29 protein-coding genes are annotated in these 23,935 nt (G+C 62.6%); 5 read left to right on the forward strand and 24 right to left on the reverse strand.

Features of this window, described 5'->3' with window-relative positions:
* Position 1 precedes the first annotated feature (1 nt).
* Genes fliR through flgC form a run of 4 tightly spaced genes read right to left on the reverse strand, consistent with a single transcriptional unit; the run spans position 2 to position 1,784 of the window.
* Positions 2-751, reverse strand: a complete 750-nt coding sequence (fliR, locus tag GRI68_RS09645) for a flagellar biosynthetic protein FliR (protein ID WP_160617046.1) — start codon at positions 749-751, stop codon at positions 2-4.
* Between the two features lie 4 nt (positions 752-755).
* Positions 756-1,019 carry a flagellar biosynthetic protein FliQ gene (locus GRI68_RS09650; RefSeq protein WP_160617047.1) on the reverse strand — a complete coding sequence of 88 codons (264 nt, stop codon included), beginning with the start codon at positions 1,017-1,019 and terminating at the stop codon, positions 756-758.
* Between the two features lie 20 nt (positions 1,020-1,039).
* Positions 1,040-1,366: a flagellar hook-basal body complex protein FliE gene (locus tag GRI68_RS09655; RefSeq protein WP_160617048.1), complete on the reverse strand. Its 327-nt coding sequence runs from the start codon at positions 1,364-1,366 to the stop codon at positions 1,040-1,042.
* Positions 1,367-1,376: 10 nt separating this feature from the next.
* Positions 1,377-1,784 carry a flagellar basal body rod protein FlgC gene (gene flgC / locus GRI68_RS09660; RefSeq protein WP_160617049.1) on the reverse strand — a complete coding sequence of 136 codons (408 nt, stop codon included), beginning with the start codon at positions 1,782-1,784 and terminating at the stop codon, positions 1,377-1,379.
* 122 nt (positions 1,785-1,906) lie between these two features.
* On the opposite strand from flgC, the gene GRI68_RS09665 reads away from it, so the two are divergent.
* From GRI68_RS09665 to fliP, 3 genes are read left to right on the forward strand one after another with little or no spacing between them, the layout of a single operon-like run.
* The gene (locus GRI68_RS09665) at positions 1,907-2,140 is read left to right on the forward strand and encodes a FliM/FliN family flagellar motor switch protein (protein WP_160617050.1); all 234 of its coding nucleotides are present in this window, start codon (positions 1,907-1,909) and stop codon (positions 2,138-2,140) included.
* A 2-nt stretch (positions 2,141-2,142) separates the two neighbouring features.
* Complete coding sequence (locus tag GRI68_RS09670) at positions 2,143-2,559, forward strand: flagellar biosynthetic protein FliO (RefSeq protein WP_160617051.1); 417 nt, start codon at positions 2,143-2,145, stop codon at positions 2,557-2,559.
* Position 2,560: 1 nt separating this feature from the next.
* Positions 2,561-3,298, forward strand: a complete 738-nt coding sequence (gene fliP, locus GRI68_RS09675; RefSeq protein WP_160617052.1) for a flagellar type III secretion system pore protein FliP — start codon at positions 2,561-2,563, stop codon at positions 3,296-3,298.
* Between the two features lie 11 nt (positions 3,299-3,309).
* Here fliP and GRI68_RS09680 read toward each other — a convergent pair whose 3' ends face one another.
* From GRI68_RS09680 to GRI68_RS09745, 14 genes are all read right to left on the reverse strand, one after another.
* The gene (locus GRI68_RS09680) at positions 3,310-4,023 is read right to left on the reverse strand and encodes a PilZ domain-containing protein (protein ID WP_160617053.1); all 714 of its coding nucleotides are present in this window, start codon (positions 4,021-4,023) and stop codon (positions 3,310-3,312) included.
* A 1-nt stretch (position 4,024) separates the two neighbouring features.
* Positions 4,025-4,471: a hypothetical protein gene (locus GRI68_RS09685; protein ID WP_160617054.1), complete on the reverse strand. Its 447-nt coding sequence runs from the start codon at positions 4,469-4,471 to the stop codon at positions 4,025-4,027.
* Positions 4,472-4,484: 13 nt separating this feature from the next.
* Positions 4,485-5,330, reverse strand: coding sequence for a flagellar motor protein MotB (locus GRI68_RS09690; RefSeq protein WP_160617055.1), 846 nt, complete (start codon positions 5,328-5,330; stop codon positions 4,485-4,487).
* 2 nt (positions 5,331-5,332) lie between these two features.
* The gene (locus tag GRI68_RS09695; protein ID WP_160617056.1) at positions 5,333-5,623 is read right to left on the reverse strand and encodes a hypothetical protein; all 291 of its coding nucleotides are present in this window, start codon (positions 5,621-5,623) and stop codon (positions 5,333-5,335) included.
* 42 nt (positions 5,624-5,665) lie between these two features.
* On the reverse strand, positions 5,666-6,181 hold the full coding sequence (locus tag GRI68_RS09700; RefSeq protein ID WP_160617057.1) for a chemotaxis protein CheD: 516 nt from the start codon (positions 6,179-6,181) through the stop codon (positions 5,666-5,668).
* A 4-nt stretch (positions 6,182-6,185) separates the two neighbouring features.
* Positions 6,186-6,575 (reverse strand): response regulator, encoded by a 390-nt coding sequence (locus GRI68_RS09705; protein WP_199799744.1) that lies wholly within the window; start codon positions 6,573-6,575, stop codon positions 6,186-6,188.
* Positions 6,576-6,586: 11 nt separating this feature from the next.
* Entirely contained in the window at positions 6,587-7,612 is a 1,026-nt protein-coding gene (locus GRI68_RS09710; RefSeq protein ID WP_160617058.1) for a protein-glutamate methylesterase/protein-glutamine glutaminase, read from the reverse strand.
* Positions 7,612-8,493: a CheR family methyltransferase gene (locus GRI68_RS09715; protein WP_160617059.1), complete on the reverse strand. Its 882-nt coding sequence runs from the start codon at positions 8,491-8,493 to the stop codon at positions 7,612-7,614. Before GRI68_RS09715 ends, GRI68_RS09710 begins: the two co-directional genes overlap by 1 nt.
* Entirely contained in the window at positions 8,493-9,011 is a 519-nt protein-coding gene (locus GRI68_RS09720) for a chemotaxis protein CheW (protein WP_160617936.1), read from the reverse strand. Before GRI68_RS09720 ends, GRI68_RS09715 begins: the two co-directional genes overlap by 1 nt.
* Before the next feature lie 29 nt (positions 9,012-9,040).
* On the reverse strand, positions 9,041-11,245 hold the full coding sequence (locus GRI68_RS09725; RefSeq protein WP_160617060.1) for a chemotaxis protein CheA: 2,205 nt from the start codon (positions 11,243-11,245) through the stop codon (positions 9,041-9,043).
* Complete coding sequence (locus GRI68_RS09730) at positions 11,242-11,607, reverse strand: response regulator (RefSeq protein ID WP_160617061.1); 366 nt, start codon at positions 11,605-11,607, stop codon at positions 11,242-11,244. Before GRI68_RS09730 ends, GRI68_RS09725 begins: the two co-directional genes overlap by 4 nt.
* Positions 11,604-11,954: an STAS domain-containing protein gene (locus GRI68_RS09735; RefSeq protein WP_160617062.1), complete on the reverse strand. Its 351-nt coding sequence runs from the start codon at positions 11,952-11,954 to the stop codon at positions 11,604-11,606. The genes GRI68_RS09730 and GRI68_RS09735 overlap by 4 nt, the downstream gene beginning before the upstream one ends.
* Positions 11,929-12,813: a flagellar motor stator protein MotA gene (gene motA, locus GRI68_RS09740; RefSeq protein ID WP_160617063.1), complete on the reverse strand. Its 885-nt coding sequence runs from the start codon at positions 12,811-12,813 to the stop codon at positions 11,929-11,931. The genes GRI68_RS09735 and motA overlap by 26 nt, the downstream gene beginning before the upstream one ends.
* An 82-nt stretch (positions 12,814-12,895) precedes the next feature.
* Positions 12,896-13,612 (reverse strand): hypothetical protein, encoded by a 717-nt coding sequence (locus GRI68_RS09745; protein WP_160617064.1) that lies wholly within the window; start codon positions 13,610-13,612, stop codon positions 12,896-12,898.
* Positions 13,613-13,768: 156 nt separating this feature from the next.
* Between GRI68_RS09745 and flaF the strand changes: the two genes are divergently transcribed.
* Positions 13,769-14,131 carry a flagellar biosynthesis regulator FlaF gene (flaF, locus tag GRI68_RS09750; RefSeq protein WP_160617065.1) on the forward strand — a complete coding sequence of 121 codons (363 nt, stop codon included), beginning with the start codon at positions 13,769-13,771 and terminating at the stop codon, positions 14,129-14,131.
* Between the two features lie 266 nt (positions 14,132-14,397).
* Here flaF and GRI68_RS09755 read toward each other — a convergent pair whose 3' ends face one another.
* Positions 14,398-16,305 carry a methyl-accepting chemotaxis protein gene (locus tag GRI68_RS09755; RefSeq protein WP_160617066.1) on the reverse strand — a complete coding sequence of 636 codons (1,908 nt, stop codon included), beginning with the start codon at positions 16,303-16,305 and terminating at the stop codon, positions 14,398-14,400.
* Positions 16,306-16,525: 220 nt separating this feature from the next.
* Here GRI68_RS09755 and GRI68_RS09760 point away from each other — a divergent pair, with 220 nt between their 5' ends.
* Entirely contained in the window at positions 16,526-17,896 is a 1,371-nt protein-coding gene (locus GRI68_RS09760) for an alginate export family protein (RefSeq protein ID WP_160617067.1), read from the forward strand.
* Between the two features lie 42 nt (positions 17,897-17,938).
* Here the strand turns inward: GRI68_RS09760 and GRI68_RS09765 are convergent, their stop codons facing one another.
* From GRI68_RS09765 to GRI68_RS09785, 5 genes are all read right to left on the reverse strand, one after another.
* On the reverse strand, positions 17,939-18,547 hold the full coding sequence (locus GRI68_RS09765; protein ID WP_160617068.1) for a response regulator transcription factor: 609 nt from the start codon (positions 18,545-18,547) through the stop codon (positions 17,939-17,941).
* Positions 18,548-18,848: 301 nt separating this feature from the next.
* Positions 18,849-21,098 carry a sensor histidine kinase gene (locus tag GRI68_RS09770; RefSeq protein ID WP_160617069.1) on the reverse strand — a complete coding sequence of 750 codons (2,250 nt, stop codon included), beginning with the start codon at positions 21,096-21,098 and terminating at the stop codon, positions 18,849-18,851.
* An 88-nt stretch (positions 21,099-21,186) separates the two neighbouring features.
* Positions 21,187-21,564: a response regulator gene (locus GRI68_RS09775; RefSeq protein WP_160617070.1), complete on the reverse strand. Its 378-nt coding sequence runs from the start codon at positions 21,562-21,564 to the stop codon at positions 21,187-21,189.
* Between the two features lie 247 nt (positions 21,565-21,811).
* A complete protein-coding gene (locus GRI68_RS09780) occupies positions 21,812-22,450 on the reverse strand; it encodes an SDR family oxidoreductase (RefSeq protein ID WP_160617071.1) in 639 nt (212 codons plus the stop codon).
* Between the two features lie 119 nt (positions 22,451-22,569).
* The gene (locus GRI68_RS09785) at positions 22,570-23,934 is read right to left on the reverse strand and encodes an efflux transporter outer membrane subunit (RefSeq protein WP_160617072.1); all 1,365 of its coding nucleotides are present in this window, start codon (positions 23,932-23,934) and stop codon (positions 22,570-22,572) included.
* Between the last annotated feature and the right edge of the window lies 1 nt (position 23,935).

A 23,935-nucleotide genomic window follows, 5' to 3' on the forward strand; every position in this document is an offset into this window, starting at 1 on the left:
GTCAGACCCACCCCTGCTGGAGCCAGTCCGCCATAGCCGTCGCAAAACCCATCAGCACCGCCCCGAGGATTGCGGCGAACAGCGCGAGGCCGAGCAGGATGTTGAGCGGTTGGGCGATGAAGAAGACCTGGATAGTCGGCGCTAGCCGTGCCGATAGGCCCAGCGCGACGTTGAAAACGATCCCGTAGACAACGAGCGGAGCCGCAAGCGAAAAGCCCAGATCCATCGATAGGGTGGTCGTGGCAATGGCGAGTTGGGCGAAATCGGCGGCGGGCGGCAAACCGCCAACCGGAAAAACAAGATAGCTGTTTACCATCGCCGCGATCCACATGTGATGAATGCTGAGCGAAAAGCACACCACCGCCGCTGCCACGCTCACCAGCTTGGCCATCACCGGCAGCTGTCCGCCGAGCGCCGCATCGGGCATAACCGCCGAGGTCAGGCCAGTTTGCAGACTGATGATCGAGCCGGCGATGGTGATGGCGAGGAACATGATCCGCACGATCGCGCCCAATGCCAGCCCCGTCAGGATTTCGCCCGCAGCCAGCCCTGCCAGGCCCATGGTGCTGCCGGTTGCGGGGACCTGCGGTCCGAGCAGACCGAACAATGCAAGCGAAATGCCCAGCGCGACCAGCAGGCGGATGCGGACGGGGACCGCGGTGTCCGAAAAAACGGGCAACATCATCATCACGGCCCCAAGGCGCGCAAAAACCAGCAGAAAACCTTCCACCTGACCAGGCAATTGCTCCATGACCTCAACCAGCCACAATCCGGTCGGATATCTGCGTCATGAAGTTCGCCATCGCGTCGCCGATCATCGGCAGGCAAAGCAACAGGACGAACCCCATCACGAACAGCTTGGGCACGAAGGTGAGCGTCATTTCCTGAATCTGCGTGAGCGCCTGGAACAGACCGATCGCCACACCGATCACCAGCGAGGTAAGCAGCATGGGGCCGCAGATCGTCAGGATCACGATCAATGCCGCGTGGGCGATCTGGATGGCATCGGTGGACGTCATGGGTGCTGCCCCGGATCTGCCTAGATCTGCATCCGCATGATTTCGCTATAGGCGCCGACCACGCGATCGCGAACCGCAACCACTGAATCGAGAGCGGTTTCGGCAGCGCCGATGGCCGTTACAACGTCGATGAGGTCCCCCTTGCCCGCGACCTGGCGGATGCTCGCCTGCTCGGCCGCTTGCAGCTTGTCTGCCGTATCGGTGACCATGCCCGACACGAGGGCTCCGAAGCCGCCTTCCGCGCTATTTGCCGTCCCGGTGTCAGCCGGGCCTTTGACCTTCGAGGCAGGGATTCCGGAGAAGCCGCTGCCATAGGCAGACGCTGCGTCATATGCATTGATCGACATCTTCCGCTCCTTACTTCAGCAGATCGATCGTGCGCATGGTCAGGCTGCGCGCGGATTCGATTGCGTTGAGATTGGCTTCGTAGGATCGCTGGGCCGACTTCATGTCGGCGCTTTCGACCAGCGAATTGACGTTTGGCATCTTCACGTAACCGTCGGCGTCGGCTGCCGGGTTACCTGGCTGATGAACCCGGGTGAACTCGGACTGGTCGGCCTGGATTCCGGTGACCTCGACCGTCGTCGTCCCAGTGCTCCTGTCCAGCGCGGCTTTGAAAGTCGGCACCTTGCGGCGGTAGGGATCGCCGCCGGGCGTATCGGCCACGGAGCTGGCATTGGCCAGGTTCTCGGCGATGACGCGCATGCGAAGCGATTGGGCGCGAAGGCCCGCTGCGGAAACTCCAATCGAATTCTCAAGAGACATGATCTGGCCCTAATTGTGGTGCGCCAGCTGGCGCTGTCAGATTACTGATAGGAAAATTTTGCCTAGCCGCGGTCAGGTGGGCGAACTTTTGTTCCTAGAATGCAGGCTAGGAGGAACCCTCGATGTCCGCACTCAATGACGTTCCGGTCGAATGCACCATCGCGCTCGGATCGACGACGCTGCCTATCAAGCAGATTCTCAAACTGTCGCGCGGCGCCACGATCCCGCTCGATTGCGACGAGGACGATCCCACGCTGATCTTCATCAACGGTCAGCTAATCGCGAAGGGCCAGATTCTCGTCGACGACGAAAAGATGCTGCTCGAGATCACCGATCTGGTGAAACGGGCTCGCTAGGGATGGACAGCCTCATTCTCCTTCGCACCTTCGGAGCACTGGCGCTCTTGATCGGCCTCCTTGCAGGAGCGCTATGGATCGTTCGCCGGTTCGAGATTCGTCTTCCCGGCGCGGTCGCTCGCCAATCCGAACGGCGGCTGGAGCTGGTCGAGCGTCTGGGCATCGATCAGCGCCGCTCGGCGATCCTGATCCGTCGCGACGATCGCGAACACCTCCTGATCATCTCACCGGAAGGCCAGACCGTGGTGGAGACGCTGTCATGCCCCGCACCGGACGCGCGCGCCCGCCAGAAGACAAGCGACCGGCGAGACATCCCGCCCCTTCCGGACTCATTCACCGCGCTTCTCGATCGCAAGCTGACGGGTGCCAAGTGTGCGTGCCCACGCGGTGGATCCCGACCTCCGAAGAGAGATCGCTGACATGACTCTTCGCTATCTCCTGCGCGCCGCAATCGCCGCGGCCACAATGCTCGTACCGGAGGATGCTCTCGCACAAAGCGCCACGATCGATCTCGGCAGCGGCGGATCGATGTCGGGAAGCGTGATCCAGCTGGTGTTGATGCTGACGGTGCTGAGCCTTGCGCCCGGCATCCTGATGACGGTTACCTCTTTCACCCGCATCGTCGTAGCGCTGTCGCTGCTGCGCACGGGGATCGGGGCGCCGGGCGTTCCGCCAAATCCGGTGATCATCAGTCTCGCGCTGTTCCTGTCTTTTTTCGTCATGGCACCGACCTTCGAGAAAGCCTGGGAAGACGGCGTCACGCCGTACACACAGGGAGAGATCAGCGAGGAAGATGCGTTCACGCGCACCGCAGCGCCGTTCCGACAGTTCATGCTCAGCCAGGTGAACGAAAGCGATCTCGAACTGTTCGTCGAGCTGTCGGGGGAGCCTGCGCTAAGCCGCGCGGAGCTCTCGATGGCGACACTGGTGCCGGCATTCATGGTTTCCGAACTGCGGCGAGGTTTCGAGATCGGTTTCCTGTTGCTTTTGCCGTTCCTCATCATCGACCTCGCGGTTTCTGCCGTACTGATGGCGATGGGTATGATGATGCTGCCCCCGCCCACGATCTCGCTGCCGATGAAGATCGTGTTCTTTGTGCTGGTGGATGGCTGGGCGCTGGTCGCGGGGTCGCTGGTCAGAAGCTTCGGCAGCGGCTGAACGGCATTCGTTCAGCCGAGACTCGCCGATATGTCGGGCGCTCCGATGCCAGAGGCCGGAGCGACACCAAATCGGAGCTCGGGGCTTTCAAGCCATTGCGCGAAACTCGCAAACTGGATCTTGTTGGCGAAAACCAGTCCGACATTGTTGTCCGTGCTCGATCGACTGCTGCAAGCAAGCGGCGCCATGCCTGGCAAAGTGAGGAAGACCTCCGCGTGACGCGGAATGGAAAAGTCGGCCGCCACCCGGCAGCCTCCGAGCGAGATATTGACGAGATGCACCTCGGTCGGACAACCATCGATATCGAGGCGTGCAGAAGCGCTGGCCGCGAAGCGCGGGCTTCGCGCGATCAGCCTAGCGCCCGAAGGACCGACAGGCGCGGAGAGAAGGATCTCTTGATCGACTTGCCCGGCGAAAGCGATTCCCGCAGAAAGATCGTTCGTCCACGCGACGTGTCCTTCCAGGCATACGCCGCTCCGCGCCTCGATCGCGATTCTCTCGCCCTTCTCGAGCGGAGAAATCGTTTCGATGCCCATTCCCCCCGACGACACGTTGCGAATGCGGCAGATCGTATCACTGCCCCGTCGCCCCAGGCGACCGAGCATCAACAAGGTCACCATGCGATCGACGCGCGCTATCTCGGATCGTCCACCATTGGCGTTCGGGTCGAAGGACAGACCGGCAGGCTGGGTCTGCGAGGTTAACTTGATCGGAGTGAGTTTCATGTCAGGCGGGCCTTGCACTGGCTATGGCGACGGCGCTCACGGTGCCCTTTTCGAACGCGGCGTCCGCCGATTCCTGGACGATTGCCCGGAAAACCTCGAGTGTGGGCAAAGTCCCATCGGGTCCGCTCGCCATCGGCTTGCGATAGGTCCGCATGTTGATCTCGTGTCGCAGCAGCGGGAGACGCGCAGCAACGTCTTCCGCCTGATCTTCCGGCACCTGAAGCGCGAGCTCGAACGATACATAGCCTGCGAGGCGTTGCCCGTCGGGCAGCACCAGCGGGGCCATCACATCGTTGACTTCGACGAGCGTGGTGCCCTTCGACCTCGAACTATTCTCGCCCCCGATGGGACCAAGGATCGCGGCTGCAGCATAGGCTGCGCCGACGCCGGTCCCCGCACCGCTTGCCAGCAGGACGACCGGCATGATCATCTTTTTTATATTCGGCATCGGCCCTCTCTCGCTAGAATTGAAAACTGGTGTCAGGCGGCAAAGCGGAGCCTTCGGCCTTGATGATGATCGCGATACGACGATTCTCGGGCCGGAGTGGTTGGTCGGGATACACGGGGCGTGTGCTCGCCATCGCGGAGACCTGTGTGATGCGATCGGACGAGAGGCCGGCGGCCTGCATAATCCTGCGGGCAGCCTGCGACCGGTTGCCAGACAGCCTCCAATTCGCTTCGCTGAGCCCGCCGCCTGCGTCGGTATGCCCTTCCAGCGCAATGCTGACCCCGGTTCCGGCCACCTTTCGCGCGATACGCGATAGCAAGTTGGTAGCGTAGGCATTGGGCTCGCCCGATCCCCCCCCGAACATCGGTCGCCTGGCTGTGTCCATCAGGCTGATGGTCAGAGAATCGGCATCTTCTTCAAACTGCACGTTGTCAGCGTCGCGGCTGTCTGATCCGCTGTCGATCGCGAGGCGCAGTTCCTGTGCCAGCACGCGAAGCGAAGCATCGGGCACGTTCGCGGTCCCCCCTCTGGCGGCGCCCGCGGTCGCTGCTTCCATGGCCGGCGTTCCGGATGGCTGTTGCCGGCTCGACTGCGACGCGCGGCTATTGCCGGCGCCCGCAGCAGGTCCGTCGCTGCCCGGCCCGATCGCACCTTCAGCCGCGGGCGAAAAGTACTCGGCCAGCCCCTTGAGCATTTCCTTGTCGGGATTGGCGGTCAGCCACAGCAGCATGAAAAACGCCATCATCGCCGTTACGAAGTCCGCATAGGCGACCTTCCACGCTCCGCCGTGATGGCCGCCGTCCGCGATCTTCTTCACCCGCCGGATGACGATGGGCCGTTCGGAGACCTTGGTCGGCATAGTCAGTTCAGCTGGGTTGCCGCGCGCAGACGATCCTGCAACGCTTCGAGGCAGACGGCATCGATAGCCTGATGCGTATGCACGCCGGCGGCCAGGTGATCGAGAACCCGCGCGCTTTCGCCGGCGCGCTGGATGACCAGATCGAACGCCTGCAGGCGGTGGATGTGCTTGAGCGCGACCTCCTCGTCGTCCACGAGCACCTTGGCGAGTTCCTCCACCAACAGGCTTACCTGGCGAATTTCATCCGCGATGGCCCGACAGAGCTCAGCAGTTTGTTTTTCGAGAATGTCCATAGTTCACCATAGGAAGACAGACGGGTGTTCTGGCGAAGACGCTCAGAACAACTCGACATCGTTGGTCGGGATCGGTTGCGGGCGTTCTAATACTGGCGGTGGGTCATTGACGGTGACCGATCGCACCTTGCCATCGAACGGCAGGAATTCGACTTTGCGCGCGCGGTTCCCGCCCAGATCGCAACGCCTGACCTGCAGGCCTTCTGTCTCCATAAACTGGCGGGCAAACGCGGCGTTGCTGCTACCGATCGAACCGAGCCCTGCAATGATGTTGGCACCGCCGTAAAGGTGGCCACATAGCCGTTCGCGCACAGCACCTGCCCGCATCATACCGTTAATGAGCAGTTCCATCGCATGCACACCGTAGCGCTGCATTTCGTCGGGTCTTACATTCTGGCTGGCGCTGGGCTCTCCGAGCAGGAAGTGGTTCATCCCGCCAATGCGCGCCACATGGTCGTGCAGGCATACGGCCACACACGATCCCAGCACGGTGGTCAGCATGACGCCGGGCTCGGCAAGAACCCGATATTGGCCTTGGATGATCGAGACGCGGCGCATAGCGTCAGGTCAGGGCCCCGAAGACGCGTTCGATCTTTTCCTTGAGGGCTGCAGGGGTGAAGGGCTTCACGACGTAGTTGTTGACGCCCATTTCGGCGGCCTTCTGCACGATCTCCTTTTCCGCCGAGGCGGTCAGCATGATGAAGACGGTCTTGCCGATCACCGCATCCTTTCGGACTTCCTGGAGAAACTGGAGCCCGTCCATGTCGGGCATGTTGTAATCGGAGATGATAAGGTGGACGCGATTGACGCGCACATCGTCGAGCGCTTCGGCGGCGTCCGCCTTGTCACGCACGTCCCGAAAGCCCAAATCCTGAAGCGTGCGACGGATCATCGCGCGCATGCTGGTCTGATCGTCGACCACCATTACCTTGATTGCGGATGCTGCCGGCATAATGGTTCCCCTTACTTGCTGCGGCAGGCGCCGATGATGGCCATCGGCATCGCAGACAGACTTAATTCTCGTTCGACTGCGCCCAGCTCGTTGGCGGCGCGCGGCATCCCGTAAACGACACAGGACTCTTCATCCTGGCCGAGGGTGCGGGCACCCTGTTTGCGCATAGCCAGCAAGCCGGCCGCGCCGTCCTCGCCCATTCCCGTCAGGATGACGCCGACCGCCTTGCGGCCGAGAGGTGCCACCGACCGGAACAGCATATCCACGGACGGATGGTGACCCGACACCCGTTGCCCATCGATCAGACGAACCATTTTGCCGGAAAGGACCATGTGGTGCGCCCCTCCCGGAGCAATATAGACGGTTCCGTGCGCGAGCGGCGCGCAATCATGCGCTTCGACCACTTTCATCGCGCACGTTTCGTCCAGCTGCCGTGCCAGATTGCTCGAGAAGGTCGGTGGCATGTGCTGAACCACCAGCACCGGCGGCGCGTCCTTTGGCAGTCTTGGCAGGATCGAGAACAGCGCATCGACACCACCAGTGGAAGAACCCATTGCGATCACGCGATCTTCGGGGAAAGCGCCCCCGCCAGCGGATACCGGACCGGGTGGCGTCGCGCCGCGGCGTTGCCGAATATTGGAGCGTGCTGCTGCCTTGACCTTAGCACACAGTTCGGCAGTCACCCGGGCCATGTCATCGTCTACCCCGGTCGGCTTTGCGACGAAGTCGACCGCGCCGAGGCGCAGCGCCTCGATCGTGACCTCGGCCGCGCGGGTCGTGAGCGAGGAGCACATGACCACGGGCGTGGGCCGCAGGCGCATGATCTTCTCGAGGAAGGAGAGCCCGTCCATGCCGGGCATCTCGACGTCGAGCGTGACCACATCGGGGTCGAGCTCGCGCATCATCTGGCGCGCGGTATGCGGTTCGGGCGCAACGCCGACGACCTTGATGCCGGGATCGGCGTTGAGCGCGGCCGTCAGCATCGAGCGCATCGTGGCGCTGTCGTCCACTACCAGTGTTCGGACCGGGGAGGTCATCACTGAGACCCTTCCTTGCGGTAGATCGTCTGCCCGCACGGGACGAGACCCTCGGCCCCGGGCCCGATCAGGCGTTCCGAGTGGCCGATGTACAGGTACCCGCCGGGGCGCAGGAGCCGCGAGAACCGGGAAATCAGTTCCGAGGTCGCGGCATCGTCGAAATAGATCATGACGTTGCGGCAGAAGATGACGTCGTATTGCTGGCGCATCGGCCACTCGCCGAACAGGTTCAGCTCGCGCGCGGTGACCATCCGGCGTGCATCGTCGACGACCGCGAAGTCGGCGCCTTCTTCACGCAGCCACTGGCGCCGGTAGGCGTCCGGAATCGGCTTCACGGTCGCTTCGGAATAGACCGCGTTCCGCGCTGCCGCCACGACGCGCGCCGACAGATCGGTGGCGAGCACCTTGACGTCGCCGTCCACCGCCCAGCGTGCTTTGGACCGCGAGGTGCCGAACATGCACATGATCAGCGAATAGACTTCCTCGCCACTCGAACACCCGGCCGACCACAGCCGGACGGAATGCCCGGCGCGAACGCGTTCCTGCAGCTCGCCCAGCACGCTCTCGCGGAAGTGGTCGAAGTGATGGCTCTCACGGAAGAAGTGCGTGTGGTTCGTGGTCAGCGCCTCGACCATCGCCGCGCGTTCCACGGCATCGGCCTCGACCAGGGTGAGGTAATCGCGGAACGAGCTCAGGCCGTGCTCGCGCAGTCGGCGGCTAAGGCGCGAAAAGACGAGGGTCGCCTTCGTGGGCTGAAGCGCAATGCGCGCCTCGCGGTCCACGATGGCGGCGACCTTCGCGAAATCGCGCTGATCCAGCCGCACTTCTTCGGGCATAACTGCCGATGGATTGCCAGCAGGGTGGGAGGCCGCGAGCGTCATCAGGCGACCAGGTCCATGTGACGGGTGGGGCTGAGCTTTTCGAGGTCGAGGAGCGAGACCATGATCAGGTCCTTCTGGTCGGAGCTTTCCTTGCTGCGCTGGCCGATTTCCACGAGACCGCGGATCACGCTGGTTTCTGTCACTTCGACCTCGGGAGCAGGCTGGATGGCGCTGTCCGCGACGGACACGATGTCCGCCACTTCGTCGACCAGGAAGCCGGCATGCTTGCCTTCGATGTTGACCACCAGGATGCACGAGCGGGCATGCAGCACGCTGGGCTCCCAGCCGAGGCGCTCGGCGAGGCCGACCACCGGCACGACATGGCCGCGCAGGTTGGTGACACCCTTGATGTACGGCGGCACGCTGGGCAGCGGGGTGGGATCTTCCCACTCGCGGATCTCGATCAGCGCCGACATGTCGATGCCGAAGGTCTGCTTGCCGAGCAGGAAGGTGACGATCTTGCGCTCGGTATCGTCGACATGCTCCGTCTCGGTCGCCGCTGCGGCCGTGGCCGCCATCGTGCTGAGCTCGGCGGTTTCATTCACATTCATGCTGCCATTCCTTTCAGGACAAATTTGCTGGGGGAGTTCGCCGAGGCCACGAGCGCTTCGATATCAAGGATCAGCGCGATAGAGCCGTCACCCAGGATGGTCGCACCACCCAGCCCGCGGATCGGGTAGAGGTTCTGGTCGAGGCTCTTGATCACCACCTCGCGGCGGTCCTCGATCGTGTCGACCATCAGGCCGACATTGCCTGCGTCGGTCTCGACGATAATGACCACGCTATCCTCGTCCTCCCGATCGGCGGGAGGCAGCTGGAAGAGCTCGGACAGGCGCTTCACGGGCACGTAGGTGCCGCGCATGTCGATCACTTCCGAACTGTTGGCGACCGGGCGCATCTGCCCGGGCTCGGGCTGGACCGTCTCCACCACGTTGGACAGCGGCAGCACGTAGCGCTGGCCGCACAGGCGCACGACCATGCCGTCGAGGATCGCCAGCGTCAGCGGCAGGATCATCGTGAAGGTCGTGCCCTTTCCAGGCGTCGAACTGATCTCGATCCGGCCGCCGAGCGCTTCGACATTGCTGCGCACGACATCCATGCCCACGCCGCGTCCGGAAATGGACGAGATCGTTTCGGCGGTGGAGAAGCCGGGGGCACAGATCAGGTTGTCGATCTCTTCGTCGCTCAGGGTGGCGTCGGAGGCCACGATGCCCTTCTCGACCGCCTTGGCGAGCACGCGTTCGCGATCGATGCCCCGCCCGTCATCGGCCACACGCAGGAAGATCCGCGCACCTCGCTGTTCAGCGGAGAGCTTCAGATTGCCTTGGGCAGGCTTGGCCTTCGCGACACGCTCCTCCGTGCCTTCGATCCCGTGATCGACGGCATTGCGGATCATGTGGGTCAGCGGTTCGCCGATCTTCTCGATCACGCTCTTGTCGACTTCGGTTGCCTCGCCCGACACCTCGAGCACGACATCCTTGTTAGTGGCCGAGCACAGTTCGCGCAGCATTCGCGGCACGCGCGAGAAGGCCTGGCGGATGGGCTGCGCGCGCAGCGACATGACGTTGTCCTGGATCTCGCGCGTCAGGCGGGCGAGTTCGGGCAGCTCGACCCGCTGCTGGTCCGCCGAATCGAGGCGGTCCGCCAGGATCGAGTTTCGGATCACGAGCTCGCCCACGAGGTTGAGCAGCATGTCCAGCTTCGAGACATCGACACGAATGTTCTGTGGCGGCTCGATCGCCTTGGCCTCCGCCGGCGGGGCGGGCGGTGCGGCTTTCGCGGCGGCCGCAGGCGGGATGTTCTCGACCGGGGGCGTGCTGGGGGCAGCATCGCTCGCGGCGGATTTTTCGTCCGCTTCGAGTGCGGGCTCAGGCGCAGGCTCCGGCTGCAGCTCGGGCTCGCTCTCCGGCGCGGACGGCGCGACGCCTTCGACGATATCGATACCCGAATCCGGCGCGACGAAATCGAACGCTTCCTCGATGTCGGAGCGCGTCACGGTGGCGGGCACGCTGACGAACCAGGTGAAGTAGGCGGCTTCGGGATCGAGCTCGCGCAGCGGCGGCAGCGGCGCGGTTTCCACGCCGACGACTTCGCCGCCCATCCGCTCGAGTTCGCGCAGGACCAGCAGGGGCTCGCTGCCATTGGCCATCGCATCGCGCGAGGGGGCGAAGCGGATCGACCAGCCGGCATCGGCTGCGCTTTCTTGCGCGTCGCCATCGCCCAGATCCACGAACGCATCGGGTTCCTGGTCGAGATCTTCGATATCCACGACGACCGGCATGAAGCCGAACTCGTCCGCTTCGCCTTCGGCCGCGCGCGCGCTCGCTTCGGGCGAGGCGGCTGCATCTCCGGCAGGCGCGTCGCCCGACCCTTCGGCCAGCAGAGCTTCGAGCGTGGCCAGCATCGCGGCATCGTCGGGCACGGCGACGAAGCCCTGCGCCGCCTGCACGTGATCCGAAAGCACGTCGAAAGCCAGCAGCATGTTCTTGCAGGTGTCCGCGGTCGGCTCGATGCGGCCTGCGCGCACTTCGTCGAGCAGATTCTCGAAGATGTGCGAGAAGCTCTGCAGCGCCTCGTGCCCGAAGGCGCCCGCGCCACCCTTGATCGAATGGACCGCGCGGAACACGCCCGCGATCACGTCGGCCGAGGTGTCGCCGTCGGCCATCGTGCTGAGGCCGGCTTCGGCAACCGCGAGGCCTTCGTTGCATTCTTCGAAGAAGATTGCCTGGATGTCGTCGAGATCGTCGCTCATGGGCACACCTTGCGGATTGCCGCCCCCAGTTTGTCAGGATCGAAAGGCTTGGTGATCCAGCCGGTCGCGCCCGCGCTGCGAGCCCGCGCCTTCTTCTCGTCGGAGAACTCGGTCGACAGGACGAGGATCGGGGTGCCACGGAATTCCGGCATGCCGCGAACCGCTTCGATCAGCTCGAAGCCGTCCATCTTGGGCATGTTGATGTCGGTGATCAGCAGATCGGGGCTCAGCTCGCACATGCGCGAAAGCCCGTGCTCTCCGTCGTCCGCGGTTTCGATGGCGAAACCCTGCTTGGTCAGCGATGCCTTCAGGAGCATCCGCATGCTCGCAGAATCATCGACAGTCAGAATGCGCTTCGTCACGCGGCAACTCCTTCAGGATCCAGGCCGATCTGGTCGGTCAGTCGGCAGCGTTCGACGCGGTCGCGAAAAGCTGCGCTCGGATTGACAAAAGACAGCGGTCGTCCGGCTTCGCGGGCTTCCGCCTGTGCGGCGACCAGCAGCTGCAGGACGGCCTGCCCGGCGTTGTCCACCTCGCTGGCGTCGATTTCCTCCGCGTCCTCTCCATCGAGGAGCAGAACCAGCTGGATCCGAAGCTCCTCCGCAGAAGCGGTGGTACCATTGGCAGGGAGCTTGAGCGGCCCTTGCGCCTGCTCCTTGTCTGCGGGCGCGGCGGTTTTTTCTTCAGGCGGGTTGGGCGTTGAGTTCACTGTTCGCCTCCTCAAGTGCGGTCTCGAGCTGTGGGAAGGAGGGCGCGAAACCCGAAGGTGTCATGCGCCGCGCGATTTCGATGGCCACCTGCGTGGGCAGCCCCTGGGCATGGCCGATGATCGCTGTCTTCGCGATGGTGAACGGCTTGGCGTCGGCCTGGATTGTTTCGAGCAGCTTGGTCGCCAGCGGACCGACCAAACAGTAGGACAGGAGAACGCCCAGGAACGTTCCGACGAGCGCGCCGCCAATCATGCCGCCGAGTATTTCGGTCGGCTGGTCGATCGAGCCCATGGTCTTGATCACACCCAGTACGGCGGCGACAATGCCGATCGCGGGCAGGCCGTCGGCCATCACCTGGAGAGCGTGCTGCGGCTCCATCTCCTCATGGTGATGTCGCTCGATGTCGTTCTCCATCGCCTCGGTCAACTGGTGCGGGTCTTCGAAATTGACCGTCATCATCCGCAGGTAGTCGCAGATGAACTCGATCAGGTGATGATCGGCGAGAATGCGCGGATATCGGCCGAACAGCGGGCTCTCTTCGGGATCGTCGAGATGCGGCTCGACCGCGGTGGCTCCACCCTTGCGGAACGTGGTCAGCAGCGTGAACAGCATCGTCAGAAGGTCGCGATAATCGCTTTCCTTCCACCGCGGCCCCTTGAAGGAACGGATGAGGCCTTTGCCGGCCTTCTTCACGATGGTCATCGAATTGCCGACCAGAAACGCACCGATCGCTGCGCCACAGATAGCCATCAACTCATGCGGCAAGGCATGTGCGATAATGTCCATCTTGCCGCCGGCCAGAATAAAACTGCCGAATACGCAAGCCAGGATTATGATTAGGCCGATGCCGTTGAGCATGGTTTCTCCATCGCTTTCGTGAACGAAGCTACGTGGTGAATTATAGGGTAGTCGGACTGGCCCCGGGCACTGCCGTGGGTGTTTATTGCGCGGACCCGTTTGTGTGCCTGCGAGACCGATCGACGATCTCCAAGTAGTTCTTCAGGTCCTTTTCACTCATGGCAGCGATGTTCGGCTTGTGGTCGAACTTGGTCAGCCGATAGGCGAGTTCGGCTGCCCAATCGGCGTCCACATCGAACAGCGCGCAAAACCCGCCGATCGGGGGAAGGCAACTGTAGGCTAGCGCCGTGCCTTCATCCCACATTTCCTGGATGAAATCCTCGATTGCAGTCACGACACCGTTGCGCAAACCGCCGTTGACGGTAGCGCGCTCGATTGCTTCTCCGTGTATCAGGCAGGTTTCGGAGCAGTGCCGCCAGGCCTTCGGAACCTCAGGCATGCCGCCGTAATAATCCCGGCGCGCGCTTGCGCTCGCCAGTTGAGGCCGCAAGACGAGGAACGGCGTCGATTGCGTCACGCACATTGCGCGGATGCCGTACAGCAGTCGATAGGCGTCGTAATAATTGGCGACCGTGGGCATGATCCAGGCGCGGAAACCGACGCCGGTGGAAAAAGGCGACGCGCCACAAGCGCAATCGAGAATTTCGAGCGCGCCGCCCGACTCCTCGAACTCGGCGAGAACGTCGCTCGTGATCGGGTCGATGGGACCGATAACGCTGACCCGGTCCACTCTGGCCGTATCGAGCGTCTCGCTGATCGCAAGCCGCAAACCGGCGAGAGGGTGGGCGGGCAGGTCCATTGGCGAAAATCCTCTCTTTCGTACGAACGGCTCGCACGTTTCGATTATAGGAGGATCGATGGGCACGAAGGCGGCAACCCGCGGAAAATACCTCGGCAAACCACGCAAAAGCAGTCTTCCCTCTAGAATAGGAAGACACCTCCAGAGGAGTTTTTCATGTCGCTTGCCGCTTACCAGAGTGTTCGCCGGCTCTCCGAAGCGCCCCGCGATACCGAGCATCGCTTGATGGGGCAGATCACCGGAGAGATGATCAATGCTCGCGATGCGCAAAAGGAAGGGGCCCAACTGGCCGAACCCTTGCATCGCAACCGCGAAATGTGGAATTTGTTCTCGGCCGATTGCGCTGCACCCGGCAACCAGCTTCCCGATCAGCTTCGCGCTTCGCTCATATCGCTAGCATTGTGGGTCGATCGTTTTTCGAGCGAGGTCATCGCCGGTCGCGAGAGCATCGAAGATCTTATCGATGTCAATCGCACGGTGATGGAAGGGCTCGCCACGCACCGCCTCGCAGACGCCTGACGCCCACAATTTTAGGCAATCGGGGAGCGACAGCCAGCCTGTCGCTCCCTTTTTTATGCCTGCGGGCAGCAACGTCTCAGCGTTCGGCAGAAGGTGGCACGCCTTTGCACGAAAGGCGGCCCATCCCAAGCGTCGGCCATGCACGACGAACCGGCACATTGAGCCTGTGACAAGCCAGCCCGAGCTTCGACATGGGACAAACGCAACGGGCCGCCGCTTGTCTGGAAGCGACGGCCCGTCATGCCCGAGTGTACGGAGCTCTCGACCTAGAAGTCGTTCCAGTCGTCTGCGCCGTTCTGTACTGCGCCGTCCACGGGAAGGGCCGGCACCGGCGAGACGTAGCTCTTGGCCGGCTTGTCGACCGGGGCCGGGAGCGAACGCGCCTTCGAGGCCGGCGCGGTAACGCTCACCTTGGACTTGGCGGACGCTGCATTTCCGGTCTGGAACAGGGAGGCCCGCTCCGACAGTGAGCCGACTTCGCTCAGCAGGTTACGAGCCGCGGCCGAGGTCTCTTCCACCATCGCCGCGTTCTGCTGCGTCGACTGGTCCATGCTGGAAATCGCCGAAGTGATTTCGGTTACCGACGAAGACTGGGTCTGATTGTCGGCCGCCATCGTGCCGAGCAGATCGTGCACCTCGCTCACACCCTCGGTAATCTCCGCCAGCGCTCCGTCGACACGCTCCACGGCATTCACAGCGGTGCCGATGTCGGTCTGGGTAACGGTGAGTTGATCGCGGGCCAGCTTGGCTTCTTCCTCGGCGCGCATGGCCAGCGCACTGACCAGATCGGCGACGACCGCGAAACCACGCCCCGCCTCACCGGCACGGCCCGCTTCCACGGCGGCGTTCATCGCCAGGACGCGCGTCTGGAAGGCGATCTTGTCGAGGCCTTCGATAACCGCGTCGATACCCTTGGCGCTTTCGCTGACCCGGCCCATGGCCTGGACGGCTTCATCGGCGATCGAACGTCCGCCTGCGACCGTTTGGATCGCGGAATCGGCTCGCTCGACGGTCTTCTGACCGGCCCCTGCAGTTGCCCGCAGTCGCTCGTCGATTTGCGCGAGCGAGGCGGAGGTTTCTTCAAGGCTGGCAGCATTGCTTTCCGTGCGGCGAGCGAGATCTTCCGATGCCTGGGATATCTCACGCGAGCCGGTGCCGATCGCCTCGGCACTGTCTGCCACGGCCGAGATCATCTCGCGCAGGCGCGCGACGGCCTCGTTGAAATTGGTCTTGAGTTCGGCATAGGCGGGCGGGAAGTCGACCTGCACATCGCTTGTCAGATCACCTTCGGACAGCGATGTCAGTCCCTCGCTGAGAGCGGTGGTCACGACTCGCTGTTCCTCTGCCTCGCGGATCGCGCTTTCGGAGCGCTCTGCTGCAGCGATGCGGAAGCTGTCGACGGCCTGGGCGATCTTGCCGACCTCATCCGAGCGGTGCGTCGACGGAACGGGAAGGTCGTTGCCATCGGCAAGACGCTGTGTGGTGTCGGCGAGGGTCGCCAATGGTGCCGCAACGCTCCGGTTCAAACCGAACCAGATCCCGACAAGCGCGCCTACCCCCAACACGGAGATTACAATCGAGAACATCAGCATGCGGCTGCCGAATGCGTCAGCTTCGTCGAAGGCGGCCTGACGGGCGTCGATCACTTCGCTGAACAAGGTTTCGACAGCCTCAATGGCGGCATGCGACGCTTCCTTGGCGTCGCTGCGCAGGAATTGGATGGCTTCCGCCCGTGGCTGGGCGCTGCTGATCGCGATCAGTTCGGCGTTCGTGGACTCAAGCTCATCGATCGCGCTCTCAAGCTGTGCGAAGTCGCGTGTCACCTGCTCGCCCTCGCGCTCCGACAGTTCCGCAGCTTCCGCATAATCGGCCGTCGCCGTGCGCAGCGTGTTGCCCGCTTTGACCATGCGTTCTTCGGTGTTGATACGGTCTTGCTCGCTGATCCGGTTGACGTGGGCGAATACCAGGATGCGATATTGCTTGATCTGGTCCTGCACGCGAGCAAGCGCCGTCGTCGCGGCAAGGCCGCGCTTGTTCGAATTCTCGGCGTAATCCAGCGCGGATCTCTCGGCGATGTAGGAAATTGTGGCTACAGACGCGAACGCGATGAACAGCACGCCAAAGGCGAGCATCATCTTGCGCGACAGGGGCCAGTCGTTGAGGCGACTAAGCATTTATGTCTCACTCCATTCTGTTGTCGGCAGTACACCGGACAGTTCCGCGTCCATTATAGGACGAGGAGGAGTAAACGAGGTCGCGAGGGGCACGCTAAATTTTGCGACGACCAACGGGATAACAGTCGAGCCCCCGTCGCAACGGAAATAAGCGCCGTTGGGCACCAGAAGAGGCTCGATCCAACTATAAAACCAGCAAAGGTTTCAGTTGGAGTAGATTATGACTTTCGGCGCACTTCCCCATCGTCACGCCTCCCTCGTTGCGATTGCCGTGCTGCTTACCCTGCCTGTTTCTGCGCTGGCGGCGGACGAACCAGAAAACGATGACGGCCTCTCGGTCGAAGGCAGCGTTCGCGCGCGGGTTGAACGGATCGAAGAAGAATTTCGTCCCAGCAAGCTTCCCGACGAAACGATCTGGTCGAGCCGTACGCTGGTGAAGGCCGAATATTCGACCGGCCCCGTGCGCTTGGCTGGCGAGCTGCTCGACGCGCGGGCCTACGGGATCGACCCGGGTTCGACTGCGAGCACATCCACCGTGAACGTAATCGAGCCGATCCAGGCCTATGCGGCATTCGATCTGGGCGACGTAGCGGACGGCTGGAATACCCGCCTGCAGGCGGGCCGCTTCACCATGAAATACGGTTCGGGACGCCTCGTGACCCGCGTGGGATTTTCGAATGTCCCGACATCGTTCACCGGCACCAGGGTCGATCTCGCTAGCGCAAGCGGCGACAAGATCAGCGCCTTCTGGACGATGCCGCAGGAGCGGCTTCCCCGTGACGCCGCGTCCATTCGCGACAATGAGTTCGAGCTCGACCGCGAAGGAAGCGACCTCCAGTTCTTCGGCGCCTATTACCAGACCAGGCTGGACGGAATTGGCGCAACTCTCGACCTTTATGGCTACGGACTGACCGAAAAGGATCGTTCAGATCGCGCAACGCGCAACCGGCATCTCTTCACGCCGGGGCTGCGACTGGCCCGAAAACCAAGCGAAGGCACGTTCGATTTTGATTTCGAGGCTGCCTATCAGTCTGGCACGATCCGCACGAGCAAGGCAGACAATGCCGCCAGGCAGGATGTTTCGGCCTGGATGTTGCACGCCGAGGTCGGACACGCGCTGCGCGGGCAGGCAGGCTTACGCATTGCAGCCGTTTTCGACGCCGGGTCGGGCGACAGTCAAGGTGGCGACTACACCCGCTTCGATCCGCTCTTCGGTGGTCGCCGCGGCACATTCGGACAGACTGCCAATTTCGGACCGCTTTCCTATTCCAACATCGTTTCGCCGGGTCTGCTGGTTTCTGCAAAGCCGAACAAGCGCGTGGACGGATCGGCTTCGGTTCGCCTTGCGTGGCTGCAGACAGCCAGCGACTCCTTCGCCAAAACCGGCGTATCGGATCCCTTGGGGAACGCGGGTCGTTTTGCCGGCGCCCAATTCGAAGCCTCGGTCGGTTACTGGGTCGTTCCGAAGGTTGTTCGTCTCAGTCTCGGCGGAGCATACCTCAGCAAGGGACGGTTCCTCGAAGATGCTGTGAACGCACCCGCCACCGGCGACACGCGGTACATCGTTTCGGACGTGACCGTCAGCTTCTGATAAACGCATTTCAGGGCCGCGCTGTGGCGCGGTCCTGTTTACCTAAGCGTCTATGAGGCCGGCTGCGAACGCAATGCGCAAGGCTTCCGGCAGGCTCTGCACTTCGAGCTTTTCCATCATCTTCCCGCGATAGACCTCGACCGTGCGTGGGCTGATATCGAGTTCGTAACCGATCACCTTGTTCGATTTCCCCTCGATCAACCCTTCCAGGACGTCCCGTTCGCGAGATGACAAACGCGACAGCTTGTCGCGTGCCTCGCCGGTGCGGGCGATGACCTGCTCGGTTTCTTCGAGCGTTTCAAACGCGAGGTCGATCGTTCGCAGGAGGGACTTGGGTTCGCACGGCTTTTCGAGAAAATCGGTCGCGCCAGCTTTCATGGCCTTTACGGCCAGCTGGGTATCCCCTTCTCCGGTCAGAACAATCGGAAACAGATCCTTCCGGTCGCGAATGGCCTCAAGGACATCGAGACCGCTCGCCCCCGGCATGTTCATATCAAGCAGGATGACCGATGCTTGCAGCTCGTCGAGAGCCGCGATGAAATCGTCCCCGGAGCCGAACGATCGTAGACCCGTATCGGGATAGATCGAAAGCAGGGAATAGAGCTCCGAACGGATCTCGTTGTCATCGTCGACTATGTAGATGCTGCGCATGCCGTCTGCTCTAACTCGGAAAATCGGTTCGAATTCACTGTATCACTTCGTTGCTTGATGTCCCACCCGGTCGCTGCATTGATAAGCCCGCGACCGGGCTCGGACGCTCCCAGAAATACCCCTGTCCGCGTTGAGCGCCGAGCGCGACGGCATAATCGAGATGCGCCATCGTCTCTATGCCTTCGATCGTGGACGCAATGCTGCGGTCGTCGACCAGGAGCAATCGCATCCCGACGCGCGCAACGCAGTGGATATCTCGGCGCAGATTTCCTCATCGTCATCAATGATATGCAGCAATGGCCTAGGCACGCGCTGCTTTCTCCGGCACGTCCAGAGAGGCGGCATCGGGCTGCAAGATGACGAATTCGGGGAAATCGATTGTCAGTAGCGCTCCCCTTTCGGGCAGCGGTCGCGAAGAGATGTCGATCTTGCCGCCGATTTCCATCACGATCTGGCGAGAGATATAGAGCCCAAGGCCCGTTCCGCGATCGGAATCCTTCGTCGTCGTGAAAGCGTCGAAAGCCTCTTGAGAGCGGCCCAGCGAAAGCCCGCCGCCGTTGTCGGTAACACTGATCCTGATACCTCCCCCGACGACTTCGATGGCAAGTTCGATCATTCCTGCCAGGCCGGGCTCTTCGGCTTCACGCCGCATGGCGATCGAATCGATGGCATTCTGGATCGCGTTGACCAGCACCTGTTCGAGGCCGACACGCGGCGCGAGCAGCTGCAGGACGGGGCCGTCGGGCATCACTACCCTCACGCCGACATCGTGTTGCACCAGCAACGGGCGCATGAAGGAAAGCGCCGCGCTGACCACTTCGGAGAGAACCAGCGGTTCGGGGTCGCTGTCCTCAATGCGTGCATAGCCCGAAATGCGGCCGATAATATCGCGCGCGCGGTCGACCTGTTCGCTGATCCGATCCAGCTTGCCGCGCGCACGAGCCGCGCCTTCTTCGTCGTCCTGATCGAGCAGCAGGCGGCTGTTTTCTGCGCACAGCGAAATGGTGAAGAGCGGCTGCTTGAGTTCGTGGCTCAGGGCTGAAGCCATGCCGCCGAGCTCGACCAGCCTTGCCTGCTGCAGCATCCGGTTCTGAGCCAGCTTGGACTGGCGCAGGCGCACGATCCAGCCGGAACGCCAATGGCCTGGCGCGAGCAGGTCGTTCGCCACGAGCAGGTACCAGTCGCCCGCGTTTGCGTCCGAAAAACGAAACTCGATGAAAGCGTCGGCAGCCTGGCTCACGTCCGAGAAGGCCATGCAATCGTTCGGATGCACCTGTGCGGATCGCGCCTCCGCCTCCCGGTCGATGCCTATGTCATCGAAACGAAGGGAGCACGTCTGTTCGTCGAAGCTGATGTTCGACGCGAAGGTCAGGTCCATTTCCTGTTTGAGTTCGTTCACCGTGCGGGCAATCCGCTTGCGCTCTTCGACCAGCCCGGCAAAGCTGTTGTTGGCCGCGACGATTGCTTCGATAGGGCGCTCGAATTCGGAGAACGCGAGTTTGTGCGGGGCTGAAAGACCGGGGTGACCGAACCCCTCGGCGACGCCTTTCCAGGCCCGCAGCGATCGCTTCAGGGAGCGGGTGACGAGCAGTTGCAGCAGGATCGCGAGGGTCAGGATCAGCCCCGGGCCGATCATCTGCAGCAAGACCCCACGGTACGCGCTCTCAGCGAGGGGGCGGGTCGAGTACAAGTAGAAATAGGTTTCACCTGCTATTTCCAGATCGGCAAGCTGGCATGCGGAAACCCAGTAGTCGAAGGTATTGCGATCATTGGGGCCGGTCACCTGCGATCCGTCATCGATCCGCCTGCACCCGAACAGTTCCATGGCGGCAGGCGAGCGCAGTCTGCTCTCCTTGTCCGATATCAGCACTTTCTGGCGATCGATCCCCGCATTGCGCAGCTCTACCGGGCCCATGAACGGCTCCTGGCGGTAGAGGCCACGGCCGATTTGCAGTTCCACCTGGAGCGCCGTTTCGGCCTGAAAGTTTCCGAAATCTCTGGGAAACCGGCTGACGCTGCCGACGAAAAGTACAACCGCCGATGCGAGAACGATCAGAGTGATGGAGGCGGGGAGCAACTCCGCAAGTTTAATACTCCTTTGCCTGGACACGCGCCCGGCGTGCAGATCCACCGTCAGCAACGACAGTGCAAGATCGACAAGCGCCGCCAGCAGCACTTCGTTGAGAAGCTTTCGAATGATGATCAGGGAAATGATCGTGGTCGATGCGCTGTAATGGAAATGGAGGATCAGGTAAGTCGCCGCCGCGCCGATCGTCGCGTAGTAGACGACGGTAGCGATCGCGAGCGACCGACCGGCAAATCGCGCCCGGTCGATGAACAGCACGTGCGCCATCGCCACCATGATGCTGAACACGTGGCCCCACCAGAAGAAAGTCGCTCCCATGGTCAGCAAAACCATCGGGAGCGCCAGGCGCAGGCCGCCCAGCCGGTAGGCGAGCAGGTAGAATAGCGGCCCGAGATACAGTTCGAATCCCGGCGCGACAACGATCCGGAACGAACTCGCGGCGATCGCGATGGCGAAAAACGCCAACGCCATAAGCCACCCCCGCACAGTCATGTGATCGAAAGACACTTGGCTTGAGGATGTATAGTCCACTGCCGGATATCGCGACATGGACTCACCCATCAGCTGCCGCATGCTGTTTCAGCAACGGCAGAAGTTCTTCAAAATCGACCGGTTTGAAAAGAAGCGGGATATTGTACCTCGCGATGTCCCGCTGAACCTGTTCGGTCAGATCGATATGGCCCGTCATCAGGATCGAACGCTCTACCTTCTGACAGAGTGTAGCATCCGATTTGATCTCGCGAATCAGGTCCAGCCCACTGCCTTCCCGCAGGCGAAGATCGGTGAGCAGGGTGAGCGGTAAACTTGCGCTCCTCACCCGATCCAGCCCCTCAGCGACCCGAGCGGCTCCGCGAACGTCGAAACGGCGAAGCTGGAGCATCTCGACCAGCTCCTCTCGAACGTCGGCTTCATCCTCTACGACCAGGATCATGATCCGGTATTTCCAATAATAAACACAGACATACGTCTGCCAGACAAAGTGCTACCACTTTGTTAAGAACGTTGAAAACGCCCGCCAATTGGCCCGACTGTCGTGGAGCCTGACGAAATCGTGCACGCGGAAAAAAGGATCGGTCAGGAACACGAACGTTCCTGACCGATCCATGGTTCTGTATTATGCGTGGCGTCCCGCGCGCAGCCAATTCAGCAGCGCGCGAGTCCGCTATTCAGCCGCTGCGTCAAGTTGGAAAGCTGGCGATCGCTTCGCCGATCGGTTGTTCGCCCGATACGACATCGAACGCTACATCCTGGCCGAAGTCCTGCTCGACGCAGGCTGCGAGCGTTTTTGCCACGTCGGCGCGGGCGATCTCGCCGCTGTCGAGATCGCCGGCATTGCCGACCTGGACGCGGCCGGTGCCGCCATCGTCGGTCAGGCTGCCGGGACGCACGATCGCATGACGCAACCCGCTCAATTTGAGGTAATCGTCGGCCTTGCCCTTGGCGATCAGGTAATCGTGCAATTCGTCCGGGCCCTTGTCGGGCTCGCCAGCCGCCATCGAACTCAGCATGACGAAACGCTCGACACCATTCTCCTTGGCCAAGTCGACGAGGTTGATCGCTCCGTCGCGGTCGACCGCTTCGACGGCCTTCCCGCCCGATCCGGCTGCGAAGACAACGGCGTCGGCCCCAGACACCGGATCCTGAAGGGTCGACTTGTCGGTAACGTCAGCCAACACGGCCTTGCCGCCCGCGGCGTCGACCTTGGCGATCTTGTCTTCGGAGTGGACCAGCCCGGTGACCGTATGGCCTTTATCGGCGAGTTCCTGGACGAGCTTGTTGCCAACGGCGCCCGCAGCGCCTGCGACGAGAATATTCATGGTAATCTCCTGATGGGGTTTGCCTTCCCAACGGGCGATCACCGCGGCCTATCCTGCGCCCGCTCACTTTAGCGGCGAGGCGTGGCCGGGGACGGATGAGAGCCCCGCGCCACACTTCATCAGCGCGGAGCCCCGCCGACTGCCTGGTAGAGCCCGACCAGCGCGGTCAGTTCGTCCGCCCGGTTCTGGACCAGCGACAGTTCGACCCCAAGCAGTGCGCGCTGGGCATCGACCTGTTCGATATAGGGCGTGTATCCCGCCCGATAGCGGTTGCGCGCATGTCGCAGCGCATCGGCCACCGCATCGCGTTGCGCCTGGAGGGCAGCCTCCTGCTCGTCGAGCCGGGCCAACACCGCCATCCGGTCCTCGACTTCGCGAAAAGCGCCGAGCACGGTCGAGCGATAGGCCCAGGCCGCCTGATCGCGCTGCGCCGTCGCACTCGCCAGCTGGGCGTCCAGCTTCCCGCCCTGGAAGATCGGGGCGAGGATGCTGGCGCCGAGCGACCAGACGCCGATAGGATCGGCCAGCAAGTCAGAAAGCGCGACCCCCGCACTTGCCCCAAGATCGATCGACGGCATGAAATCGGCGCGTGTCATGCGCATCTTCGCATCGGCAGCCGCAATGCGGAATTCCGCCGCCGCGACGTCCGGACGGCGGCGCAAAAGCTCGGATGGCAGGGTGGCGGGAGCTGCCGGGGCACGCAGATCCTCAAAGCGCCCCCCGCGCTCGATACCACCGGGCAGTTCGCCCGTGAGTACCGAGAGCGCATTTTCCTGCCTTGCGATTTGCGCCTTCAATTGCGGGACGAGTTGCGCGGTGGCCTGATACTCGGCCTGCGCCTGCCGCAATTCGAGCTGCGAGGTGTAGCCGACCTCGGCCCGGTCTCGCGCGAATTTGAGCGCCTTGGCGCGCGCATCCAGCGTGTCTTCGAGCACGCCGAGCCGCGCATCGAGTGACAGGAGCGTGATGTAGCCGCTGGCGGTCGCGGCCGTGACGGCGAGCCGCGCCGCATCCTCGGCCGCCATGCTCGCGGCCACGCCAGCCTCGGCGGCGTCGATGCGCGAGGCGTTCTTGCCGAAAAGGTCGAGCTCATACGACGCACGGAAGGCGGGCTGGGCAACGACGGCTTCGCGGGCCGTGCCGAAAGGCGACACCTCTCGCCGGATGCCGCCTTCTGCCCCAACGCCAAGCGAGGGCATCAGATAGCCGCGCGAGGCCTGTTCGGTGGCCCGCGCTTCCTCGACCCGCGCGGCAGCGATCCGCACATCGGGATTATTGGCGCGCGCCTTTTCGACCAGCGCCGTGAGCTGCGGATCGCCGAACGCATCCCACCAATGGGCGTCGACCGGCGCGGTCACACCCAGATCGGTGCGCCATTCGATCGGAGGCGCAACCGCAACGCCGGCAGGTACTTCCTGCAAGGCCGGCGCACAGGCGGAAAGCATCAGAAGCGAGGAGAGAGCAATGGTCAGTGGCTTGCGCATG

Source organism: Alteriqipengyuania halimionae, assembly GCF_009827575.1.
Classification (GTDB): domain Bacteria; phylum Pseudomonadota; class Alphaproteobacteria; order Sphingomonadales; family Sphingomonadaceae; genus Alteriqipengyuania_A; species Alteriqipengyuania_A halimionae.